The sequence below is a fragment of the Saccharopolyspora taberi genome (assembly GCF_039534165.1).
In the GTDB taxonomy this organism is placed as follows: domain Bacteria; phylum Actinomycetota; class Actinomycetes; order Mycobacteriales; family Pseudonocardiaceae; genus Saccharopolyspora_D; species Saccharopolyspora_D taberi.
This window is the reverse complement of the sequence record NZ_BAAAUX010000014.1, coordinates 650,029-670,251: the sequence shown is the minus strand read 5'-3', so window position 1 is coordinate 670,251 and position 20,223 is coordinate 650,029. Positions and strand designations below refer to the sequence as shown.

Genomic DNA, 20,223 nt, shown 5'->3' with positions numbered 1-20,223 from the left:
GGAGAGCCAGGGAGGACCAGATGAGCCAAGCCCGGATTCCGGCGGCAGAGCGACCCGATCTCGGTGCCGTCGTCGCCCGGCTGCGCGCCGCAGGCGTCTCGATGACCGAACTGTCCTTTGTGGATAACGCCGGGGTGGTGCGGGTGAAGTCCGTTCCGCTGGACCGGTTGGGCGCCGCGCAGCGCTACGGCGTCGGCGCCTCGCCCTGCTTCGAGACCTTCACCTTCGACGACGTGCTGGAGCAGGGCCGGTTCCTGGGCGGGCCGGACGGGGACCTGCGGCTCGTCCCCGACCTGGACCGGATCGTGCCGCTGGCCGCCCAGCTCGGGTGGGCGTGGGCCCCGGCCGACAAGTTCGTGCAGGAGGGCGGTCGTTTCCCCGCCTGCCAGCGGAACTTCGCCGCGGAGCAGGCCCGGCGCCTCGGGCTGCGGGTGCGGGCGGCGTTCGAGCACGAATGGGCGTTGGGGCAGGGCGGCACCGACGAGTTCGTACCCGCGCTGACCGGGGCCGCGTACGGCCTGACGCGGCTGGAGCAGGCCGCCGGCTACGCCCGCCACTTGGTCGCCGCGCTGCACGCGCAGGGGCTGGAAGTCCAGCAGTTCCACCCGGAGTACACCGCCGGGCAGGTGGAGCTCTCGGTGGCGGCGACCGATCCGGTGACCGCTGCCGACGACGCGATCCTGGTCCGGCACACCGTCCGGCGGGTCGCCCACGAGCACGGCTGGCGCGCCAGCTTCGCGCCGTGCCTGTTCCCCGGACTGCCCGGGTCGGGCGCGCACCTGCACCTGTCGGCCCACGACGAACGCGGCAACCTGTTCGCCGGAGGCGCCGGGCCGCACGGGCTCCGCCCGGAGGGCGAGGCGTTCCTGGCCGGGGTGCTGGCGGAGCTCCCAGCGCTGCAGGCGGTCGGAGCCGGCAACCCGGCGAGCTTCCTACGGCTGGAGCCGTCCCGCTGGGCCGGGGTCTGGCAGGCGTGGGGCCGGGAGACGCGCGAGGCGGGCCTGCGCCTGGTGACCGGAACGGCCGGGACCGAGCAATGGGCGGCGAACGCGGAGGTGAAGTGCCTCGACGCCACCGGGAACCCGTACCTGGTCGTCGGCTCGGTGCTCGCCGCCGGGGCCGCCGGTCTGCGGGCGGGCCTGCGGCTTCCGCCGGAGATCGCCGGTGACCCCGCGCTGTTCCCGGAGGGCCACGGCATCCCGCGGCTGCCCGCCACCGCCGCGGAGTCGGCCGAGGCGCTGGCCGGTTCGGCCGTCCTGGCCGAGGCGATGGGGGAGGTCCTGCACGACGCCGTGGTGACCGTCCGCCGGGCGGAGGCGCGGCGCTTCGCCGACGCCGACCCCGCCGAGCTGACCGCCCTGACCCGCTGGCACTGGTAGGCGCGGATGCTCACCGACGACCTCGCGCTGCTCGACCAGCACTGCCACGGCGTCCGCGACGCCGACCTCGACCGGGTCGGTTTCGAACTGCTGATGACCGAGGGCGACCTGCCGCGCGCCCCGTTCGAGTCCATGCTGGGCGTGACCCTTCGCCGGCTGTGCGCACCGGTGCTCGACCTCGCGCCGCACGCAGCGGCCGAGGACTACCTGACCCGGCGCCGGGAACTCGGATGGCGCGAGGTCACCCGCCGCCTGCTTCGCGCCTCCGGGACCACGACGTGGTTGGTGGACACCGGATTCGCCACCGCGGAGCTGACCGGACTCGCCGAGTTCGGCGAGCTGGCGGCGGGATCGGTGCGGGAGATCGTGCGGTTGGAGGCGGTCGCCGAGGACGTCGCGGCGACCGGTGTCGCGGCGGGCGGGTTCGCGGACGCGGTGGAGCGGGAACTCCGCGCCAGAGCCGCGGACGCGGCCGGGCTCAAGAGCGTCGTGGCCTACCGCACCGGTCTCGAAGTCCCGGAGCGGCGGCCGAGCCCGGCGACGGTCGCCTGCGCCGCGTCGCGGTGGCTGTCCGCCGGAGGCGGCAGGCTGGCCGACCCGGACCTGCTCGGGTGGCTGGTCCACCTCGGCGCCGAGATCGGTGCGGAGCTGGCGCTGCCGTTGCAGTTCCACACCGGCTTCGGCGACCCCGACCTGCACCTGCTCGGCGCCGACCCCGCCCGGCTCACCGGACTCTTGAAGTCCACAAGGGACACTGGCGTCACCGTGGTCCTCCTGCACTGCTGGCCCTACCACCGCAACGCGGCGTACCTGGCCCAGGTATTCCCGCACGTGCTGGTGGATCTGGGATTGACCATCCCGCACGTCGGCGCCCGCGCCGCGGCGGTGCTCGCCGAAACGCTGGAAATCGCGCCGTGGCGCGCGGTCTGCTACTCCTCCGACGGCTACGGGCTCCCGGAGCTGCACCACCTCGGCGCCGTGGTCTGGCGCGAGCAGTGCGGGCGCCTGGTGGACCAGTGGATCGCGGAGGGCGTGCTGACCAGTGGTGACGCCGAGCGGCTGGTCGCGGGCATCGCGGCGAGCAACGCCGCCCGCGCCTACCGCGTCGCGGCGTAGGCGACTCCGAGATTTCGCCTGCTGCTCACCACCGGCCGCGGCTGTGTTCACGTCGTGGGGTTCGGATCTGTGCCGTCCTGTCACACCTGACCGGAGGTGCACATGCCAGAACCCAGCGGATCACCGGTGTCGCGCCGGACCGTCCTCACCGGCGCCGCCGTTCTCGGCGGAACCCTGATGGCCCCGGGAATGGCCACGGCGTCCCGCCGGCTGGACGACCCGTTCACCCTCGGCGTGGCCTCCGGCGACCCGTCGCCCGACGGGTTCGTGCTGTGGACCAGGCTCGCTCCGCGCCCGCTCGACGACAACGGGCTCGGCGGGATGCCGGACCGGGTCGTGCCGGTGGAGTGGGAGATCGCCGAGGACGAGCGGTTCGGCCGGATCGTGCGCCGCGGCGTCGAGGACGCCACGCCGCAGTCGGCGCACACCGTCCACGTCGAGCCCGCCGGTCTCGAACCGGGCCGCGAGTACTTCTACCGCTTCCGGGCCGACGGTCACCTCTCCCCGGCGGGCCGGACCCGCACGGCCCCGGCACCGGGCCTGCTGGGCCCGCCGCTGACGATGTGCTTCGCCTCCTGCTCGAACTGGGGCGCGGGCTACTTCACCGCCTACCGGCGGCTCGCCGAGGACCAGCCGGGGCTGGTGCTGCACCTGGGCGACTACCAGTACGAGGGTCCGACCGGGCCGACCGCCGTCCGGCAGGTCGCCGGTGCCGAGACCATGACCCTCGCCGACTACCGGCGGCGCCACGCCCAGTACAAGACCGACCCGGACCTGCAGTTCGCGCACTCGGTGGCGCCGTGGCTGGTCGTGTTCGACGACCACGAGCTGGAGAACAACTGGGCCGACGAGGTCCCGGAGCAGCCGGACCCGAACTTCCTGGAGCGCCGCAAGGCGGCTTTCCAGGCCTACTACGAGAACATGCCGCTGCGGCGGACGTCGGCGCCGCAGGGCATCGACATGCAGCTGTACCGGCGGATCCAGTGGGGCGGCCTGGCCACCTTCCACATGCTCGACACCCGCCAGTACCGCGACGACCAGCTTTCCGGCGACGGCGCCGAAACCGGCAGGCTCGACACCCGCCGCACGATCGTCGGCGCGGACCAGCAGCAGTGGCTGCTCGACGGTTTCCGGCAGTCGAGCGCCCGCTGGGACGTGCTCGGCCAGCAGGTGTTCTTCGCCGAACGGGACCTCGCGGCCGGTCCGGAGGAACGGCACAGCATGGATGCCTGGGACGGCTACGCGGCCAACCGCGACCGGATCGTCGCGGGCTGGGTCGACGCCGGAGTGCGCAATCCCGTTGTGCTGACCGGAGACGTGCACCGGCACTGGGCCGGGGAGATCAAGCAGGACTACGACCGCCCGGACGCGCCGAGCGTCGGCGTCGAGCTCGTCGCCACGTCGATCACCAGCGGAGGCGACGGCGACGACGGGTCGAACGTCGCGCTCGACGAGAACCCGCACCTGAAGTTCTACAAGAACCGCAGGGGATACGTGCGAACCCTGATCTCCGGCGGTGAGCTCAGGGCGGACTTCCGGGTGCTGCCGTACGTGACCAGTGCCGGAGCCCCGGCCCGCACGGAGGCGAGTTTCGTCGTCGCCGACGGGGATTCGACCCTGCACCCGGCCTGAGCGAACGGCGGACAAGCGAACGGGCCGGCCCGACGCGAGGTCGGACCGGCCCGTTCGGCGCTGGAACCCTCAGGTACCGGTCGGCGCCGGAACTCCGAGGCTTTCCAAAGCGATCCGGAACGCATCGGGATCGGCCCCGAACGCACCGTGCAGCGGATGCAGGAGTTCCAGCGACATGAACACCGTGCAGCCGAGCACCGCGGTCAGCAGCGCCATGCTCGCGATGTTCGCCGTGGTGGGGCTGATCCCGACCAGCAGCGGGAAGACCACCATGAGCAGCGCACCGAGGATGGTGCCGATCAGCAGGATGACGGTGAAGAACTGGTCGTCGGTGGCCTGGTCGACGCGCTCCCGGTGGTTCTCGTCGATCAGCCGGACGTCCTGGGTCGCCTGCTCGCGCGCCGCCTTCTGCAGCTCGGTGTCGGCAGGCAGTCCGATGACCTCGGCGCGCAGCGACGTCAGGATCGCGTCGGTGCCGGGATCGGCGCGACCGGCGTCCAGCGCGGGCCACTCGTGGTCGGCGACCCGCGCCGCGTACTGCGTCAGGAGCGTGCGGATGGTGGAGGCGGCGGGTTCCGGCGCCGCGCTCATCTGCCAGTGCGCGTCGGTGAGCGCGTTGGCTTCGGCGGTCGCCGCCTTCTCGATGTCGTCGCCGGTCTGCCAGGAGAACACGACGTAGAAGGCCAGCACGACGGTGAACAGCGCGTTGAGGACGCCGCCGACGAACCCCAGCGAGTCGGAGTCGGACTCCGCCGAGGTTCTTTTCCGGCGTCTGCCCAGCAGCAGCGCACCGGCGACGAGCAGAGCGGGCAGGACGACGAGGAGCAGCAGGAGGAAGAACACGGGAACCCGGATTTCTCTTGCGGGAAGGGATGAAGTCACGGCAGCAGGGACAGCGCGCCGTGCGGTCGCGAGGGCGACGCCCGCGATGGTAACCGCGGAACCGCAGCAGGATCACCTTGCTGCGCAACGAATTTTCCGAGCTTCACTACATTGGGTGATCTTGCGTTTCCCGCGCGATCTCGCGAAACCGGCACGCGTTGTCCCGCCGGGCCTGGGAGCAGGCAGTTCGGTCCGCAACCCTGCTGCGGTGGAACGGTTTTCCGCGAGCTAGCTTCTCCGGCGTCCGACATCCGAGAGTTCCGTGCGGCACAGCGGCGCGGGCGTTTTCCGGAAGAGGCTGTCCTTGAGCCGCAGGAGCACACCGTCACACCGACCGCTGCGCGCGGTCCGCCTGTGCCTGTCCGCCTTGGTGGTGGCCGTGGTCCTGGCACCGATGCCGGTGGGCGTCCAGGAGGTCGACCGGTCGACACCCGGCGGTGACACGACCATCCGCGGCACCGGATCTTCGGTCGCCAGACTGGACATCCCGCGTGGTGCCGTGATCGCGGCGGCCGACCTGGAGTGGACCGGGTCGCACTGCGACGGCCCGCCTGCCCTGCTTTTCGGCGCGACGCGGCTCATCCCGGACCGCATCACCGGTGACCGCGCGGATCTCGCGGCCCAGCTGGGCGCGCTGGTCGGGCGGCACGGCATCGCGGTCAGCGTCGGAGGACCGCCCTGCGCGGATTCGTGGTCGCTGCACGTGGTGTGGTGGGTCGAGGAACCCGCACCCGCGCCTCCGGCGGTCGAGCTGTCGGCCGCGGAGAACCGCGCGCTGGTGCTGGAAGGCACGGACGCCGTCCACGAGCTGCGGATCCGCAACATCGGCGACGTCGACCTGTCCGGGCTGTCGCTGGCCGGCGAGGGCGTGCGTTGCGACCCGATCCCCGGAATGCTGTTGCCGAGCGCGGAGAAGACGGCGATCTGCCGGACCTCGGCGAAGTCCGCGCCTACGACGACGTCGGTGGCGGTGACCGGGCGCGACACCACCGGCCGCATCGCGACCGCGTCCGCCGAGCTGCGGACCAACGGGTTCCGGCCGTCCATCGCGCTGGAACTCGAAGAGGTCCCGGCCGAACGCGGGGACACCGGACCGGCGACGGTCCGGGTCCGGGTGCGCAACACCTCCCCGGTTCCGCTGGAGCAGGTCGCCGTAGGAGGATCGCCCGCCGCGTGCGTCCGGCCGGTGGGCAGGCTCGAACCTGATCAGTCCACTGTGTACACCTGTCGGGTGGGGCGGGGAGCTGTGGTGACGCTGTCGGCCACCGGACTGCCCGTGGTCGACGGCGTGGTCGCGGCGTTCACCAGCTCGGCCCGGAACTCGGCGGTCCTGACCCTGGCCCAGCCGGTGGCCCCGGCCCAGGCCGATCGCGTCCCGCCCGCGCCGCCGCCGGAGCGGCTGGACTCCGGTGGTCCGCTCGAAAACCCGGAGCGCACGGCGGGATTCATCGGAATCCTCGGAGCGCTCGTGATGATGGTTAGCGTCGGAGCGCTGTCCAGCGCGAGCCGCGCGAGCAAGTAGGCCGCGGGGAAACCGCTGCGTTATCGCAACATCCGCGCCCCGGCGCGGGTGCCAGTCGTCGACCGCGAAGGGCGGTCGTCAGTGTGGGAGAGGTAGAGATGAAACGAGTAGCCATGGTGCTTGCCGGAGCGGCCTTGCTGGTGGGAACGTCCGCCATGCCCGCCTCCGCGGCGAGCGGCGACGTCATCGTGTTCTCGAACGAGATCCTGCAAGCCAGCACCTACGAGAACCCCTCGGATTGCAACCTGCTGCCGCTCGGGGCGCACGTGCTGATCAACAAGACCGACGAGCCGGTCACGGTCTACGGGGACCCGCTGTGCCTCGGGCCGAGCATGGTCGTCCAGCCCGGGTACGGCGTGCACGTTCCGCCGGCCAGCGCGAGCTTCTCGGTCTGACCGGCGGGGTGGAGCCGCGTCCCCGCGGCTCCACCCTTCCCGCGGTCGTTGTGGTCATCTCGCAGGAGGGGGAGAAATGTCCGTCGACCTCGTCGTGGTCGGACTGGGTTACGTGGGACTGCCGCTCGCCAGGCGGGCCTACGAGGAGAGGATGTCGGTCGCCGGGTTCGACATCAGCGCGGAGGTGGCCGACGGGCTCAACGCCGGCCGCTCGCACGTCGCCGACGTGCCGGACAGCGCGGTGCGGGCGATGGTCGGGGCCGGGTTCGTGGCCACCACGGACCCTGCGGTGATCGCCTCCGCCGAAACGGTCGTGATCTGCGTGCCCACCGGTCTCACGGAGGGCGAACCGGACCTCGGCGCGGTGCGCGCGGCGGCGGAGAGCGTGGCGCCGCACCTGCACCCGGGTGTTCTCGTCGTGCTGGAGTCGACGAGCTACCCGGGGACGACGGAGGAAGTGGTGCGGCCGATCCTGGAGCGGGGCAGCGGACTCCGCGTCGGCGACGACTTCCACCTCGCCTACTCGCCGGAGCGCGTCGACCCGGGCAATCCCCACTTCGGCATCCGCAACACGCCCAAGGTCGTGAGCGGGTGCACGCCGCTGTGCGCGAAGTTCGCCGTCGCCTTCTACAGCAGGCTCGTCGACTCGGTGGTCGTCTCCCGCGGCACCAGGGAGGCCGAGATGGCCAAGCTGCTGGAGAACACCTACCGCTACATCAACATCGCGCTGGTGAACGAGGTGGCGCTGTTCTGCGACCAGGTCGGCATCGACGTGTGGGACGTGCTGCACTGCGCGGCCACCAAGCCGTTCGGCTTCGCCCCCTTCGCGCCGGGACCGGGGGTCGGCGGGCACTGCATCCCGGTCGATCCGCTGTACCTGTCGAGCAAAGCCGACGCCGAGGGCTTCGCGTTCACGATGCTGTCGGCGGCCCGCGGGGTCAACGACCGGATGCCCGAGCACGTGGTGGCGCGGGCGCGCGGGATGCTCTCCGACGCCGGGAAACCGTTGCAGGAGGCCGAGGTTCTGCTGATCGGCGTCTCGTACAAGCCGGATGTGCCGGACACGCGGGAGACTCCGGCGGTGCCGATCGCGCGGGGACTGCGCTCGCTCGGCGCCGCGGTGAGCTACCACGATCCGCACGTCGAGCGGTTCTCGGTGGACGGTGCGGACGTTCCACACCAGAGCGATCTGGCGGCGGCGTTGCGACGTTCTGATGTGGCGATCCTCTTGCAGGACCATTCGTGTTACGACCGCGCCGTGCTGTCGTCAGCCGAATGCGCGTTGCTCGACACGCGCGGTCAGATTTTCGGGCGGCGCGTCACGTTATTGTGAGCGCCTCCGGAGTCGATGCATTTCAGATAGGTAGGCGCCGTATCACTAGAAAGTGTTACTGACGGGCGTCGAGCCTGGATTATAGGATTGCGTCGAGCTTCGAGAGAAGTTCAACGCGATAAGGCGTCAGCGGTCTCCGCGGGTCTCCCAGTTCGGACTCAGCCGTTGACGCTGGCAATTTGCAGTAGCGTCATCCCATCGGGAAAGGAAGTGCGGGTTTATGACTACGGCCATCGCCAACGACCGCTTGCAGAAGCGCTTCGACAAGTGGGACGTCAACGGCAACGGCTCTCTCGAACGGGCTGACTTCGACCGGGAGGCCCAGAACATCGCGAAGGCGTTCGGCAAGGACGCCTCGTCCCCCGAGGTCCAGCAGCTGAAGGACGCCTTCGGCGGCCTGTTCGACTACCTCGCCAACGGGAGCGACTCCATCGCGAAGGAGCAGTTCCTCAACGTCGCCGGGAACCTGATCTTCCAGGAGGGCGAGGCGGGCTTCAACCGTGCGCTGGGCCCGGTGGTCCAGGGCATCATCGGCCTGTGCGACAAGAACAGCGACGGGCAGATCAACGCCCAGGAGTTCGCCAACTGGCTGGTGGGCGTCGGTGTGAGCCCGGACGAGGCCGCCGAGGCCTTCCAGAAGGTGGACACCAACGGCAACGGCCAGCTGTCGGTCGACGAGCTGCTCGGCGCCGTGCGGGACTACCACTTCGGTCGTCTCGAGGTCGAGCTCCTCGGCTGATCGGTTCTGACGCTCGCCGGGTGTTCCCCGGCTGAACGTGCGGCCGGTGGTTTACGGGATTCGTTCCGGGGCCACCGGCCGTTTTCGTGTTCGCGGCTGTTTCCGCCGGGCGGGGGTCGGCGCTGAGATCTCCGAGCGGAGAATTCGTTGGGAATATGCCGTCGGAGAGCGCGAGCTGAATCCGGAGTGCGTGAGGCCGGTGAAGAAAAAGAAATAGGGCGTGATCGCGGAGATTCGCGATCACGCCCTATTTGGCGCTTGCGTGAGAGCCTTTTGCTGTGTTTGCCGGACTGGCGTGTTTGTCAGGTCCCGCTGTGTTCGTCAGAGCGCCGGAACCAGGGCCGGTTCGAATCCGACCGGCAATTCCGGGCTCAGGCCTAGATCCCGGCCGCTGACCGGAGTTCTGGTGCTGATCAGGATGTTGTAGTGGTTCGGGAAATGGCACGCGTCGAAGCCGAGAACGGTGCCCACCACGTTCTCCCCGATCCAGAACCGGTCCCCGCGGTCGATCACCCCGCCTGCGGTGATCTCGGCGAAGCCCAGGAACCCGACCCGGTCGATGCGGGCACCGGGAGCGGTCTCGACGTGGTCGGTGGTGACGAGCTCGTGGATCTCACCGCGCTGCACGCAGCGGCTCGCGTGCGGCTCCAGCGACATGCCGCGCTCGTCCCGGTGGTGCAGCAGCACCTTCACGAGCGTGCCGCGCACGGCCCGCTTCGCGCCGTCTTCCTCGTAGTTGCTCACGATCCCTCCCGAATCGACATTTCCCGCCGGTAGCAGTCCTCGACCAGTTCCAGCGCGGCCAGGCCGCCGTTGCCGGTGCGCACCGGGCCCGCCTCGGCGAACGCGCGCAGGATGCCGCGGTACTCGTGCCACAGCGACGACTTGAACTCCGCGTGGCCGTCGAGCATGTCCGCCCGCCACGTGGTCCCGTCCGCCAGGACGATCTCGACGTCCTTGGTCTCGCCCGGATGCGACCAGTCCAGCTCCACCGTCGCCGGCGTTCCGGCGCTCGTGCGCAGCGCGACCGTCGCCTGCCGGTCAGTGCCGTGGTCGTCGCGGGTGATCGACACGTCGGAGACCACGACGTCACCGAGGAACAGGCGCACCAGGTCGAAAGCGTTGGGCCCGTTGTCGGCGACGCAGCCCCCGCCGCAGCGCTGCGGATCGAGGTACCAGGTGTCCTGCCCGATGTGCTCCTCGATGAGTTCGAGGTAGCGCACGGTCATCGACCGGATGGGGATGCCCGCGGTGCGCTGCTTGGCCAGCAGATCGAGGACGTTCCCGTTGTAGCGGCGGTGGAACGCGGTGAACAGCGGCACGTTGCGCATGCGCGCCAGCGCGTCGAGCTCCCGCCCTTCGGCACCGCTGACCGACAGCGGTTTCTCGACGCAGACGGGAACTCCGGCGAACAGCGCGTCGCGGCAGATGTCGCCGTGCACGTCGTTGGGCACGGTGACGACGACCGCGTCCAGCTCGGTTTCGGCGAACATCCGCTGGTGGTCGCTGAAGCACGGGACGCTGTCCCGGTGCGGGTCCATTGCGGACTCCCGGACGTCGCACACCGCCGCGAGCTCCCACATGGGCAGTTCCTCGATCGCGGCGAGGTAGAACTTCGAGATGACGCCGAGGCCGACGATCGCGATCCGCATCAGGCGGACTCCCAGCGTTCCAGCCCGAGCTCGACCAGCTCGGCGTGCAGTGCGGTGGTGAGCGGGACACCGTCGCGCCGGCGGTCCAGCGCGCGCTCTGCCTCCCACCAGCCCGGGTAGCGCACGGATTCCTCCGGGTGCACCGGCGGGCAGGAGGTGAGCGTTTCGAACATCGACCGCGCGGCACCGGTGAAGTCCTGGCCGGGGCGCAGCATCTCCGGTGCGATGGCCAGCACGAAGAACCCGATGTCATCGTCCGTGCCGTGCGGGCGGCCGTCCCCGCGCAGCGCCTCGGGAGCCGGGCCGACCCCGGAGCCGGACAGCAGCGCGGAGAGCAGTTCGACGACCAGACCGAGCCCGAATCCCTTGTAGGAACCGGTGTTCCGGTCCACGCCGAGCCAGTTCAGGTACGCCTCGCCCCGGTCGAACGCGGCCGGGTCGGTGACGGCCGCACCGCCCGCGTCGACCAGCCAGCCCTCCGGGATCGGCTCGCCGCGGCGGGCGGCGGTGCGGACCTTCCCGGTGGGCACCACCGTCGTGCTCATGTCGAGGACGAACGGGTGCTCCGGGAGCGCGGGCGCGGCCACGCTCAGCGGGTTGGTGCCGAGCATGGCGACGGCACCGCCCGGCGGGCGGGCGATACGCTGCCCGCCGCAGTTGCTGGCGATCACGCCGATCATGCCCCGCTCGGCCGCCCTGGCGGCGTGGAATCCCGCACAGCCGAAGTGGGTTCCGCCGCGCACCGAGATCAGCCCGACGCCGTGCCGGGTGGCGCGGTCGATCGCGCTGTCCATCGCCTCCGCCGCGGCCCAGAGCCCGAGCGCCCGGTCGGAGTCGATGACCGCGCACGCGCCGAGATCGGTCAGCACGCGCGGCTGCGCCGCGGGATCGACCCTGTCGCGGGAGAACAGCGGCAGGTAGAGGCGGGTCAGGTTGAACAGGCCGTGCGAGTCCAGGCCGGTCAGGTCGCCGTAGCACAGCGCCGAGGCGGCGGTGTGCGCCCGGTCGACCGGGATGCCCCTGCCGACGAACTGTTCGGTGGTGAACGACAGCAGGTCCGCGTAGTCGACGCGGACCGTGCCTGTTTCGGTGCGCTGGATGGTCATACGCGCTTCCCCCTCCCGGTGTTGAAGTTGACGAGCAGGTCGGAGACGGCCGAGGCGAACGCCTCCAGGTCGGCGAGGTCGGCGAACTCCCCTTCGGCGTGCGCGTTGTTGCCGTCCAGGGAGCCCGGGCCGAACACGGCGGTGTGGGCGCCCGCGACGCCGTCCATCCAGATGGCGTCGCAGGTGAAGGCGGGGTCGGCGTCGGGCCACCGCCGGATTCCGGACCGCTCGAACAGCTCGTCCGCCCAGTCCGGGGCCGAGCGGAGGCACGGCAGACCGCGCTTGTGCCAGTGGAGCGTGGTGATCTTCGTGCAGTCCCGTGCGGTGCGGGCGAATTCCCGGCTCGCGGCGAACCGGGCCCTGAACTCGCGGAGCCCGGCGGCCAGGGCGTCGCCGAAGGTCCGCTCCAGCAGGGTGCCTTCCTCGGAGGTCGCGTACGAGAGGTTGAGCAGGAGGCGCCCGGAGCCGTACACGCGGTTGTGCATGTCGCCGGTGTGCAGTCCGGCGACGCAGACCCGGCCGGACCGGGCCCCGGTGTCGAGCGTTCGCGCGAGGTGCTGCGCGAGGAATCCGAGCAGAACCGTGGCGTTGTGGCCGGCGTCGGGGCGGTCGTCGATCGCGCCGTCCCCGTCGACCCGCACGCAGGCGGTCATCGCGGAGGTCGCGCGGCGGAGGTAGCGGAAGCCGGTCGGTTCGCAGAAGACGTTGAGGCGGCCCACGAATCCGGCGTCGACCAGCGGGCGGGTGCCGAAGGTGCCCATCGCGCCGCCTTCTTCGCCGGACACGGCCTGGACCAGGACGCTGACGTCAGTTCCGACGGAACGGCTGCGCGCTCTGGCCGCGCGGATTCCGGCGAGCAGCGCGACCGCAGGTCCCTTCGCGTCGATCGCGCCGCGACCGGTGAACCGGGAGCGGTCGAAGGAGACCGGCTCCAGTCCGGCGACCGTGTCCAGGTGCACGTTGAACATCACGGTGCGTTCCCGAGGGGCCTCCGGACCAAGGCGGAGCACCAGACTGGGTTGCTGTTCAAGGAAGTCCGGGTTCCGGGCGGCCTGCCGCACCGTTTCGGGCACGTCGTCGCGGATGGCGGTCCCGGGCGGAGGGCTGGCGTGGTGCACGACTCGCAGGCCGATCTTCTCCGCTGCCCGTGCGTAGTCGAGCTGCGCCTGCCGGATCTCCGGGGGCGGATCGTCGGGCTCGGCCTCCAACGGTCCGACGGTGCAGGTGCGGAGCAGTCGCAGCAGCAGATCTTGTTCCTCGTTGGATAACCGCGTCATGACAGGAGTTCCCGAGTGAGGTCGTGCAGCCGCTGCGCCGCCGACACGAACAGCGCCGCGGAATCCCCGTCCGCCTGGAGACCTTCGTGCGGGCGGACCGCCAGGTGCGGTTCCAGCGACAGCCATCCGCCGTACCCGGCGGTGTGCAGCCTGCGCAGGCAGTCCCGGACCCGGGACTCGCCGTCGCCGGGCAGCGTGTAGACGGCACCGCCGTCGGTCCGGACGCCGTCCTTGACGTGGACGTGCACGACGTGCGGCAGGATCTGCTCCAGCAGGTCGGCGGCGTCGTAGCCGTACTCGATGCCGTTGCCGGTGTCGAACAGCAGGCGCAGCGCGGGGCTGTCGACCTCGGTGACGAGCCGCAGCATCCGCTCGCCGTCCGAACCCGCCCAGCCCGCGCAGTTCTCGTGCACCAGCGTGACCCCGGCCCGCTCCGCGCGGTCGGCGAGCCTGCTGATCCGGGTGATGACCCGGGTCGCCCACTCCCGCTCGTCGAGCCCGTCGTTGGGGTAGGACATGATCCTGATGTAGCCGGTCCCCAGCAGCTCGCACTGCTCGGCCAGGGCGTCGAGTTCGGCGAGGTCCTGGCCGAACGGCGCGGTGATCGGCCGGGCCCAGCTGCCGATGCGCGAGGCGAGGCAGGCCACGCCCAGTTCCGCTTCGCGCAGCCGGTCCCGCACCCCGCGCAGCGCGTCCGCGTCCAGGTCGGCCATCGCGACCCCGTCGACCGTGCGCAGTTCGAGCGCCTGCCAGCCCAGTTTCCCCGCGACGGCGATCTGGTCCGCCAGGCCGAGTGCTGCTTCGTCCCCGATCCCGGTCAGCCGGACGTTCATGCCGGTACCTCCCTGGCCTGTACTGCCTTGTCCTTGGCGTCGCAGATCAGCCGCACCGCGTCCAGGTGCAGCGCGAAGTCGGATTCCGCCGAAGCCCCGGGCACGTGGAACCGCCGGTAGGCGTCGGTGACGAAGGCCGTCAGGGCGTCGTCGCGGAAGACGTGGTGCTCGGTCCCGATCGTCAGCTGCGCGTGGTCGTCGTGCTCGCTGAGCGGGAAGTGCCCGATCGCCGATCCCCGCTCGAAGTCCAGCCGGATTCTGCGTTCCTGGACCGGAGAAGTCAGATCGGACCGGATCTCGGTGACCACACCGGACCGGTGCCGCAGCACGAGCCGGGCACCGCCCATGCCAGGGACGGTCCGCGCGCCGATCCGCATGTCCGCGCAGTGCGACTCCACCACTTCCGCCGGTCCGGCCAGCCGCAGGACGACGCCGAGGGAATGCGGGATCTCCACGTCGAACGCCGTGGGATGGCCTGCGGTCGCGGTGGACCGGGAGAACCGCGGTTTGTGCTGCGCGAAGCTGATCGACCGCAGCGCGCCGAGGTCCCCGCCACCGACGAGCTCGGCCAGCCGCCTGGTCAGCTCGGCGCTGAGCCAGTGCGCGACGACGACGAGGTCGAGCCCGCGCGCGCGGCGGATCCGGTCGATCGCGTCGAGCTCGTTCCTGCCCGCCGCGAGCGGCTTTTCCACGATGAAGCGGGTGATCCCGTGGTCGGCGAGCTCGCTGATCACGCCGATCCTGGCCACCGGCGGGGTGCACACATGGGCCACAGTGGACAGTGGATCCACCAGCGCGACCGCCGACTCCAGGGAGTCGGCGGTGGTGACGTCCGGCCGGCGGGACACCGCGTCCGGGCGCGGATCGCAGGCGATGACGGGACCGGAGGTGAACAGTTCCTGTTGTGCGGCACGGGATTGGGCCAGCACGCGCAGGTGCAGCCCTGCCCCCGCTCGGCCGAGTCCGACCACGAGTGGTTGCAGCATCGTTCTGAGTCGACGTCCTCGTCAGGGGGAAGTGGTGAGAGAGCGGCGGAACCGGCCGCGAGCGCGGCGGGTGCTTCGTCCGGCGAACCATAACCGCCCGCTCGCGGCGATCGTCAACCCGATGCGGTGTCCCCATCGGATCGTCACCGTAACGAGTGAAAAAGCTCGTTCGCGTTCGGTGCGAGCTTTCCCGGGGCGAGTGCGCGTCGGTAGCTTCGCCGCCGAAGATCGGCTACTGGGTCTGGAGTGTGGTCGCATTGTCCCGCTGGTATCGCGGGCAGGACCCTGGTGAGTTGGAAACGGATGTGCGGGTCCCCGCGGCGGCGGTGGTCCCCGACTCGGTCCCGTTCTTCTCCCAGGCATTGACGTTCGCGAGTTCCTGGCCGTTGATCCGGGAACGGATCGGGGAGGTGTTCGCCAACGGCAAGTTCTCCCACGGCGCGCAGGTTGGTGAGTTCGAACGGGCGCTGGCCGACTACACCGGCGCCCGCTACGCGGTGGGTGTCAACAGCGGCACCGACGCGCTGATCCTGCTGTTGCAGGCGTGCGGGCTCAGACCGGGCGACGGCGTGGTGGTTCCCGCTTACACGTTCGTCGCCACGGCGTCGTCGGTGGTTCTCGCCGGCGGGACGCCGGAGTTCGCCGACATCGATCCGGAGACCTACGCGCTGGATCCGGCCGACGTGGCCGACCGGATCGGGCCGGACAGCCGTTTCGTCATGCCCGCCCACCTGTTCTGGCAGATGGCCGACATGGCGGGGCTCTCCGACGTCGCGGCCGGGCGCGGGCTGACCGTCGTCGAGGACAGCGCCGAGGCGATCGGCATGTGGCAGGGCGGAGTGCACGCAGGCAGGCACGGCCGGGGCGGGGTGCTGTCGTTCTTCCCGAGCAAGACGCTGGGCGCCATCGGTGACGCCGGGGCGGTGCTCACCGACGATCCCGAGGTCGCCGAACAGGTCGCCGCGCTGCGCCACCACGGGCGGCGGGGGCCGACGCTGGACAACTTCCCCGGCATTTCCACGGAAACGTCGAAGCCGGGCATGAACAGCAAGATGGACGACATCCAGGCCGCGGTGCTGCTGGCGAAGCTGAGCTTCCTGGACCGCGACATCGCCCGCCGGGCGATGCTGGCCGACGCCTACCGGGAACGGCTGAGCGGAGTTTCCGGCATCGTGCGGCTTCCGCGCTTCGTGGACCGGGGCCCGGGGTCGTCACCGGCGTACTACGTGTACCTGATCGAGGTGGAGCGCAGGGACGAGCTGGTCGAGTTCCTGTCCCGGCGGGGGATCGGCACCGAGACCTACTACCCGGTCCCGCTGCACCTGCAGCCGTGCTTCGCCGACCTCGGCTACCGGAAGGGGGACTTCCCGAACGCCGAAGCCGCGTGCGAGCGGGCGGTCGCGCTTCCCCTCTACCCGGACCTGGGGATCGAGCAGGTGGACCAGGTTTGCGAGGCCGTCGGTGAGTTCTTCGGACGGAGGTCCGCATGAGCGATCATTTCCGCCGCTCGTGCGGGCCGACCGGGTGCGGGTGTCCCGCAGTAGCACAGCAGGTCCGCATGAGCGATCATCTCTCGCCGCTCTTGCGGGCCGACCGGGTGCGGGTGTCCCGCAGTAGCACAGCAGGTCCGCATGAGCGATCATCTCTCGCCGCTCTTGCGGGCCGACCGGGTGCGGGTGTCCCGCAACAGCACAGGAGGTCCGCATGAGTGAGTTGCCGTTCTTCCCGCCGGACCTGTTCGCCGAGGACCGCGAGGTGCTGCTCGACCTGATCCAGGAGGTCGGGCTGTCCAGGGACCAGCGGTTCATCCTGGGCGAGCGGACGGCGGACTTCGAGACGGCGCTGCGCCGTTCGCTGGGAGCGCGGGACGTGATCGCCTGCGGCAGCGGCACGTCCGCGCTCGGGCTCGTGCTGCGGGCGATGGGGATCGGCGCCGGGGACGAGGTGGTGGTGCCCGCGTTCGGCTGCGCCCCGCTGGCGTCGTCGGTGCTGCGCGTCGGTGCGGTTCCGGTGTTCGCCGACGTCCACCCGCTGCACATGGTGCTGGATCCGGATCAGGCCGCGCGGCGGATCTCCCCGCGCACCAAGGCGATCATGCCCGCGCACATGTTCTCGATCATGGCCGACATGCCCCGCTTCGCGGAGCTGGCCGACGAGGCGGGCGTGCGGCTGCTGGAGGACTCCGCGGTGGCCCAGGGCGCGACCCTGCAGGGCGTTCCCGCCGGGTTGTGGGGTGAGGCCGGGGTGTTCTCCTTCGTGCAGGTCAAGTCGTTCGGAATGCCGGGGGAGGGCGGCGCGGTGGTGACCCGCGACCCCGGGATCGCCCGCACCGTCCGGATGCTGCGCAACCACGGGCAGGACGGCAGGCAGCGGTTCGTGCACCACCTGGTCGGCCAGAACAGCCGGTTCGACGAGATCCAGGCGGCGTTCCAGCTGCACCGGCTGCGCGGGCTCCCTGCCAGGCTGGAACGCCGCGCGGCGATCGCGGACTACTACACCAACCGCTTCCAGCCGCTGGCCGACGACGGCATCGTGCCGCCGCCGCCCGGCAGGGAAGGGCGGTGCTACTACGTGTATTCGCTGCAGGCCGAGCGCCGCGACGAACTGCGCGACCACCTGGCCGCGCGCGGCATCGGCTCGCACGTGTACTACCCGGCTCCGCTGCCCAAGCAGCCCGCGTTCGCACCGCACGCCGCTCCCGGCGGCGAGTGGCCGAACGCGCAGCGCGCGTGCGATCGCATCCTGGCGCTGCCGATCTACCCGCACCTCACCGACGCGGAGGTCGAGCGCGTCGCCGACGCGGTGTGCGAGTTCGCCCGCCTCCGGATGGCACCGACGTCCTGAGGCCCGCACCGCCCGCTTTTGACCTTTCGAAGACCGGAAACGAAGGAAGTGTGATGACCAGCGGTACCGAGGCCGGCACGCTGCCGGCCACTTCAGCGCGCCCGGAGAGCAAGCTCCGCAGCTATGCGCGACTGGGCAAGCTCGACGTCTTCGACTACTACCTCAGCTTCCTGGTGGTGCTGTCCGCGCTGGCCTTCCCGGTCCTGCGGCTGGACAACCGCACCATCGCGATGCTCGTGCTGTTCCTGCTCGGCGCGATCTCCACGATCGTCGCCCTGGTCGCGTTCGACGACCTGACCGGGTTCCGGGACGGCAGCGACCTCCGCAACTACGGGCCGGACGACCCGACCCGCAAGAAGCTCCGCAAGCCGCTGGTCGCCGGAACCCTCACGCAGGGCGAGGCGCTGTGGTTCGGCTGGATCACCGCCGGGGTCGGCGCGGTGCTGTGGGCGGCCGCGGTCGCCGTGGCACCGCACCGTCCTACATGGACGATCGTGGTCGTCGTGGTGACCTACGTCTTCGCGTTGCAGTACTCCTACGGGCTCAAGCTCAGCTACCACGGCTTCCAGGAGGTCTTCCTGGTCGCGCTCGGCGCGTCGCTGGTGCTGTCGCCGTTCGGGCTCGCCACCGGGGAGTTCTCCTGGTTCCTGCTGGTCCAGTCCGTCCTGTTCGGACTCGGTGTGCTGATGTTCGGGGTGTACTCCAACACCAACGACATCGAGGGCGACCGCAGCGTGGGACGGCCCACCGTGGCGTCGCTGGTGTCCCCAAGGGGCAATGCGGTGTTCATCGGCGCGCTGTCGGCGTCGGAGTACGTGATCGCGCTGGCGGCGTCGCTCGCGGGCGTCGCGCCCTGGTGGTTCGCGGTCCTGATGCTGCCCGCCGCCGCGCTGCGGACCCGGCAGTTCCTGCTCGGGTTCCGCTACGGCGACATCATGCGCGCCCGCAAGCTCGGTTTCTCCGTGCACCGCACCACGACCGCGCTCCTGGTCGTGGCCAACGTCCTCGCCGGGGTGCTGGCATGACCGATCTCGACGTGGCCGTGGTAGGTGCCGGGATCGCCGGGCTGACCGCGGCGCACGAGCTGACCCGGGCCGGGCTGGACGTGCGGGTGTTCGAGGTCGAGCCCCGGGTCGGCGGGCGGATGTCCAGCTTCCGGCACGAGGGCTACACCATCGACCAGGGCGCGGAGCAGATCTCGCTGCGCGGCTACCGGGCGACCTGGGAGCTGCTGCGCAGGCAGCGGATGACGGCCGACGAGATCCCGCTGATCGGCAAGTCGATCGGCGTGTGGCGCCGCGGCCGGGCGCACCCCGGCATCGCCGAGCGCACCGGCGTGCTCACCGGTGCCGGGCTGTCGCCCAGGGCCAGGCTGGACCTGGCGCGGTTCATGGCGTGGGCCTCCGGCCGCAAGGGCGAGTTCGACCCGGACCGCCCGGAGTCGACCCCGCTGGGGTCGCGGACGATCGCCGAGTTCGCCCGCAGCTACCACCCCGATCTGCACGACTACCTGTTCCAGCCGCTGGCGGGGTGCTTCTTCGGCTGGGACACCGAGCGCTCCACCGCCGCGTCGATGGTGAGCCTGCTGCTCGCGGTCGGCGACACCGGCTGCTGGCGCACCTACAGCGAGGGCATGGACTCGCTCGCGCTGAGCCTCGCCGAGGACCTGGACGTGGTCACCGGCGCCGCGGTGCAGGAGGTCGTCTCGGCGGGCGAGACCGCCCGGCTGGTGGTCGACGGCAGGGCGGTGACGGCCCGGTCGGTGCTGCTGTGCGTGCCTGCGCCGGTGGCCGCGCGGCTGCACGGCAACCCGCCCGGGCGGGAGCTCGCGTTCCTGCGGGCGTCCACGTTCACGCCGGTGCTGAAGGTCAGCTGCCTGCTGGACCGCCCGCTGGTGCCGGAGTCGGCCAAGCCGCTCTACATCCTGCTCACCCCGGAGGCCGAGGACGACATGCTGTCGGGGATCGTGGTCGACCACGCCAAGCACCCCGGCCGCGCGCCCGAAGGCCGGGGCCTGCTGAGCCTGCTCGCGAACGCCCGCAGCGTGCCCACGCTGCTGGACGCACCACGCGAGGACGTCATCAGGTGGCTGACCGGTGCGGCCCGGCAGTACCTGCCGGGTCTCGCCGAGGCGAACGTGGGCAACTTCGTGCACAGCTTCCGCCACGGCCTTCCCGAGGCGACCCCGGAGGCGTTGCAGCACCGGTCCGCGTTCATGAACCGCGATCCGGGCCCGGTCGACTACGCGGGCGACTGGGTGATGGTGCGGCCGGCGAGCGAGGGTGCTGTCCGATCGGGCGCGCTGGCGGCGTCCCGGACCCTCGCCCGGCTGCGGTCCCGGCGGGTGGCCGCGTAGCTCCCGCAGCCGCCCAACCGAACCATCGTCCTCAAGCGGCGAAGCCGCTTAGCCCACGCACGCAAGAGGACCACGCGCGGGTTCTCAGGCGTCGTCTCGCGAGGACAGCTTTTTCCGTCGTATTGGACTTCCGAAGCGGCAGGACCGCTTCGGTCCCGCAGCGAGGCGGCG

18 protein-coding genes are annotated in these 20,223 nt (G+C 71.0%); 11 read left to right on the top strand and 7 right to left on the bottom strand.

Features of this window, described 5'->3' with window-relative positions; translation table 11 throughout:
* The first annotated feature begins 20 nt into the window (after positions 1 to 20).
* The 3 genes from ABD691_RS17365 (at position 21) to ABD691_RS17355 (ending at position 4,127) form a co-directional block, all read left to right on the top strand.
* Positions 21 to 1,379, top strand: a complete 1,359-nt coding sequence (locus ABD691_RS17365; RefSeq protein WP_344680896.1) for a type I glutamate--ammonia ligase — start codon at positions 21 to 23, stop codon at positions 1,377 to 1,379.
* 6 nt (positions 1,380 to 1,385) lie between these two features.
* Positions 1,386 to 2,495, top strand: a complete 1,110-nt coding sequence (locus ABD691_RS17360; protein ID WP_344680895.1) for an amidohydrolase family protein — start codon at positions 1,386 to 1,388, stop codon at positions 2,493 to 2,495.
* Between the two features lie 102 nt (positions 2,496 to 2,597).
* A complete protein-coding gene (locus ABD691_RS17355) occupies positions 2,598 to 4,127 on the top strand; it encodes an alkaline phosphatase D family protein (RefSeq protein ID WP_344680893.1) in 1,530 nt (509 codons plus the stop codon).
* Between the two features lie 69 nt (positions 4,128 to 4,196).
* Here the strand turns inward: ABD691_RS17355 and ABD691_RS17350 are convergent, their stop codons facing one another.
* Entirely contained in the window at positions 4,197 to 5,009 is an 813-nt protein-coding gene (locus ABD691_RS17350; protein ID WP_344680891.1) for a bestrophin-like domain, read from the bottom strand.
* Between the two features lie 379 nt (positions 5,010 to 5,388).
* On the opposite strand from ABD691_RS17350, the gene ABD691_RS17345 reads away from it, so the two are divergent.
* The 4 genes from ABD691_RS17345 (at position 5,389) to ABD691_RS17330 (ending at position 8,998) form a co-directional block, all read left to right on the top strand.
* Positions 5,389 to 6,531 (top strand): hypothetical protein, encoded by a 1,143-nt coding sequence (locus tag ABD691_RS17345; protein ID WP_344680889.1) that lies wholly within the window; start codon positions 5,389 to 5,391, stop codon positions 6,529 to 6,531.
* A gap of 98 nt (positions 6,532 to 6,629) precedes the next feature.
* Positions 6,630 to 6,926, top strand: coding sequence for a hypothetical protein (locus ABD691_RS17340; RefSeq protein ID WP_344680887.1), 297 nt, complete (start codon positions 6,630 to 6,632; stop codon positions 6,924 to 6,926).
* 76 nt (positions 6,927 to 7,002) lie between these two features.
* Entirely contained in the window at positions 7,003 to 8,259 is a 1,257-nt protein-coding gene (locus ABD691_RS17335; protein WP_344680885.1) for a nucleotide sugar dehydrogenase, read from the top strand.
* Between the two features lie 220 nt (positions 8,260 to 8,479).
* Positions 8,480 to 8,998, top strand: a complete 519-nt coding sequence (locus ABD691_RS17330; protein WP_344680883.1) for an EF-hand domain-containing protein — start codon at positions 8,480 to 8,482, stop codon at positions 8,996 to 8,998.
* Positions 8,999 to 9,319: 321 nt separating this feature from the next.
* Here ABD691_RS17330 and ABD691_RS17325 read toward each other — a convergent pair whose 3' ends face one another.
* The 6 genes from ABD691_RS17325 to ABD691_RS17300 are packed head-to-tail and all read right to left on the bottom strand — an operon-like array spanning position 9,320 to position 14,852.
* The gene (locus ABD691_RS17325; RefSeq protein WP_344680882.1) at positions 9,320 to 9,742 is read right to left on the bottom strand and encodes a DUF6917 domain-containing protein; all 423 of its coding nucleotides are present in this window, start codon (positions 9,740 to 9,742) and stop codon (positions 9,320 to 9,322) included.
* Positions 9,739 to 10,650, bottom strand: a complete 912-nt coding sequence (locus ABD691_RS17320; RefSeq protein ID WP_344680881.1) for a Gfo/Idh/MocA family protein — start codon at positions 10,648 to 10,650, stop codon at positions 9,739 to 9,741. Before ABD691_RS17320 ends, ABD691_RS17325 begins: the two co-directional genes overlap by 4 nt.
* Positions 10,650 to 11,756, bottom strand: a complete 1,107-nt coding sequence (locus ABD691_RS17315) for an Ldh family oxidoreductase (protein WP_344680879.1) — start codon at positions 11,754 to 11,756, stop codon at positions 10,650 to 10,652. Before ABD691_RS17315 ends, ABD691_RS17320 begins: the two co-directional genes overlap by 1 nt.
* Entirely contained in the window at positions 11,753 to 13,033 is a 1,281-nt protein-coding gene (locus tag ABD691_RS17310) for a M20/M25/M40 family metallo-hydrolase (protein WP_344680877.1), read from the bottom strand. Before ABD691_RS17310 ends, ABD691_RS17315 begins: the two co-directional genes overlap by 4 nt.
* The gene (locus ABD691_RS17305; RefSeq protein WP_344680875.1) at positions 13,030 to 13,866 is read right to left on the bottom strand and encodes a sugar phosphate isomerase/epimerase family protein; all 837 of its coding nucleotides are present in this window, start codon (positions 13,864 to 13,866) and stop codon (positions 13,030 to 13,032) included. The genes ABD691_RS17310 and ABD691_RS17305 overlap by 4 nt, the downstream gene beginning before the upstream one ends.
* Entirely contained in the window at positions 13,863 to 14,852 is a 990-nt protein-coding gene (locus ABD691_RS17300; protein ID WP_344680874.1) for a Gfo/Idh/MocA family oxidoreductase, read from the bottom strand. The genes ABD691_RS17305 and ABD691_RS17300 overlap by 4 nt, the downstream gene beginning before the upstream one ends.
* 293 nt (positions 14,853 to 15,145) lie before the next feature.
* Here ABD691_RS17300 and ABD691_RS17295 point away from each other — a divergent pair, with 293 nt between their 5' ends.
* The 4 genes from ABD691_RS17295 (at position 15,146) to ABD691_RS17280 (ending at position 20,052) form a co-directional block, all read left to right on the top strand.
* Positions 15,146 to 16,342 carry a DegT/DnrJ/EryC1/StrS family aminotransferase gene (locus tag ABD691_RS17295; RefSeq protein ID WP_344680873.1) on the top strand — a complete coding sequence of 399 codons (1,197 nt, stop codon included), beginning with the start codon at positions 15,146 to 15,148 and terminating at the stop codon, positions 16,340 to 16,342.
* Positions 16,343 to 16,556: 214 nt separating this feature from the next.
* Positions 16,557 to 17,696 (top strand): DegT/DnrJ/EryC1/StrS family aminotransferase, encoded by a 1,140-nt coding sequence (locus ABD691_RS17290; RefSeq protein WP_344680872.1) that lies wholly within the window; start codon positions 16,557 to 16,559, stop codon positions 17,694 to 17,696.
* A gap of 53 nt (positions 17,697 to 17,749) precedes the next feature.
* A complete protein-coding gene (locus ABD691_RS17285) occupies positions 17,750 to 18,721 on the top strand; it encodes a UbiA family prenyltransferase (protein WP_344680870.1) in 972 nt (323 codons plus the stop codon).
* Entirely contained in the window at positions 18,718 to 20,052 is a 1,335-nt protein-coding gene (locus ABD691_RS17280) for a protoporphyrinogen/coproporphyrinogen oxidase (RefSeq protein ID WP_344680868.1), read from the top strand. The genes ABD691_RS17285 and ABD691_RS17280 overlap by 4 nt, the downstream gene beginning before the upstream one ends.
* Positions 20,053 to 20,223: the final 171 nt, after the last annotated feature.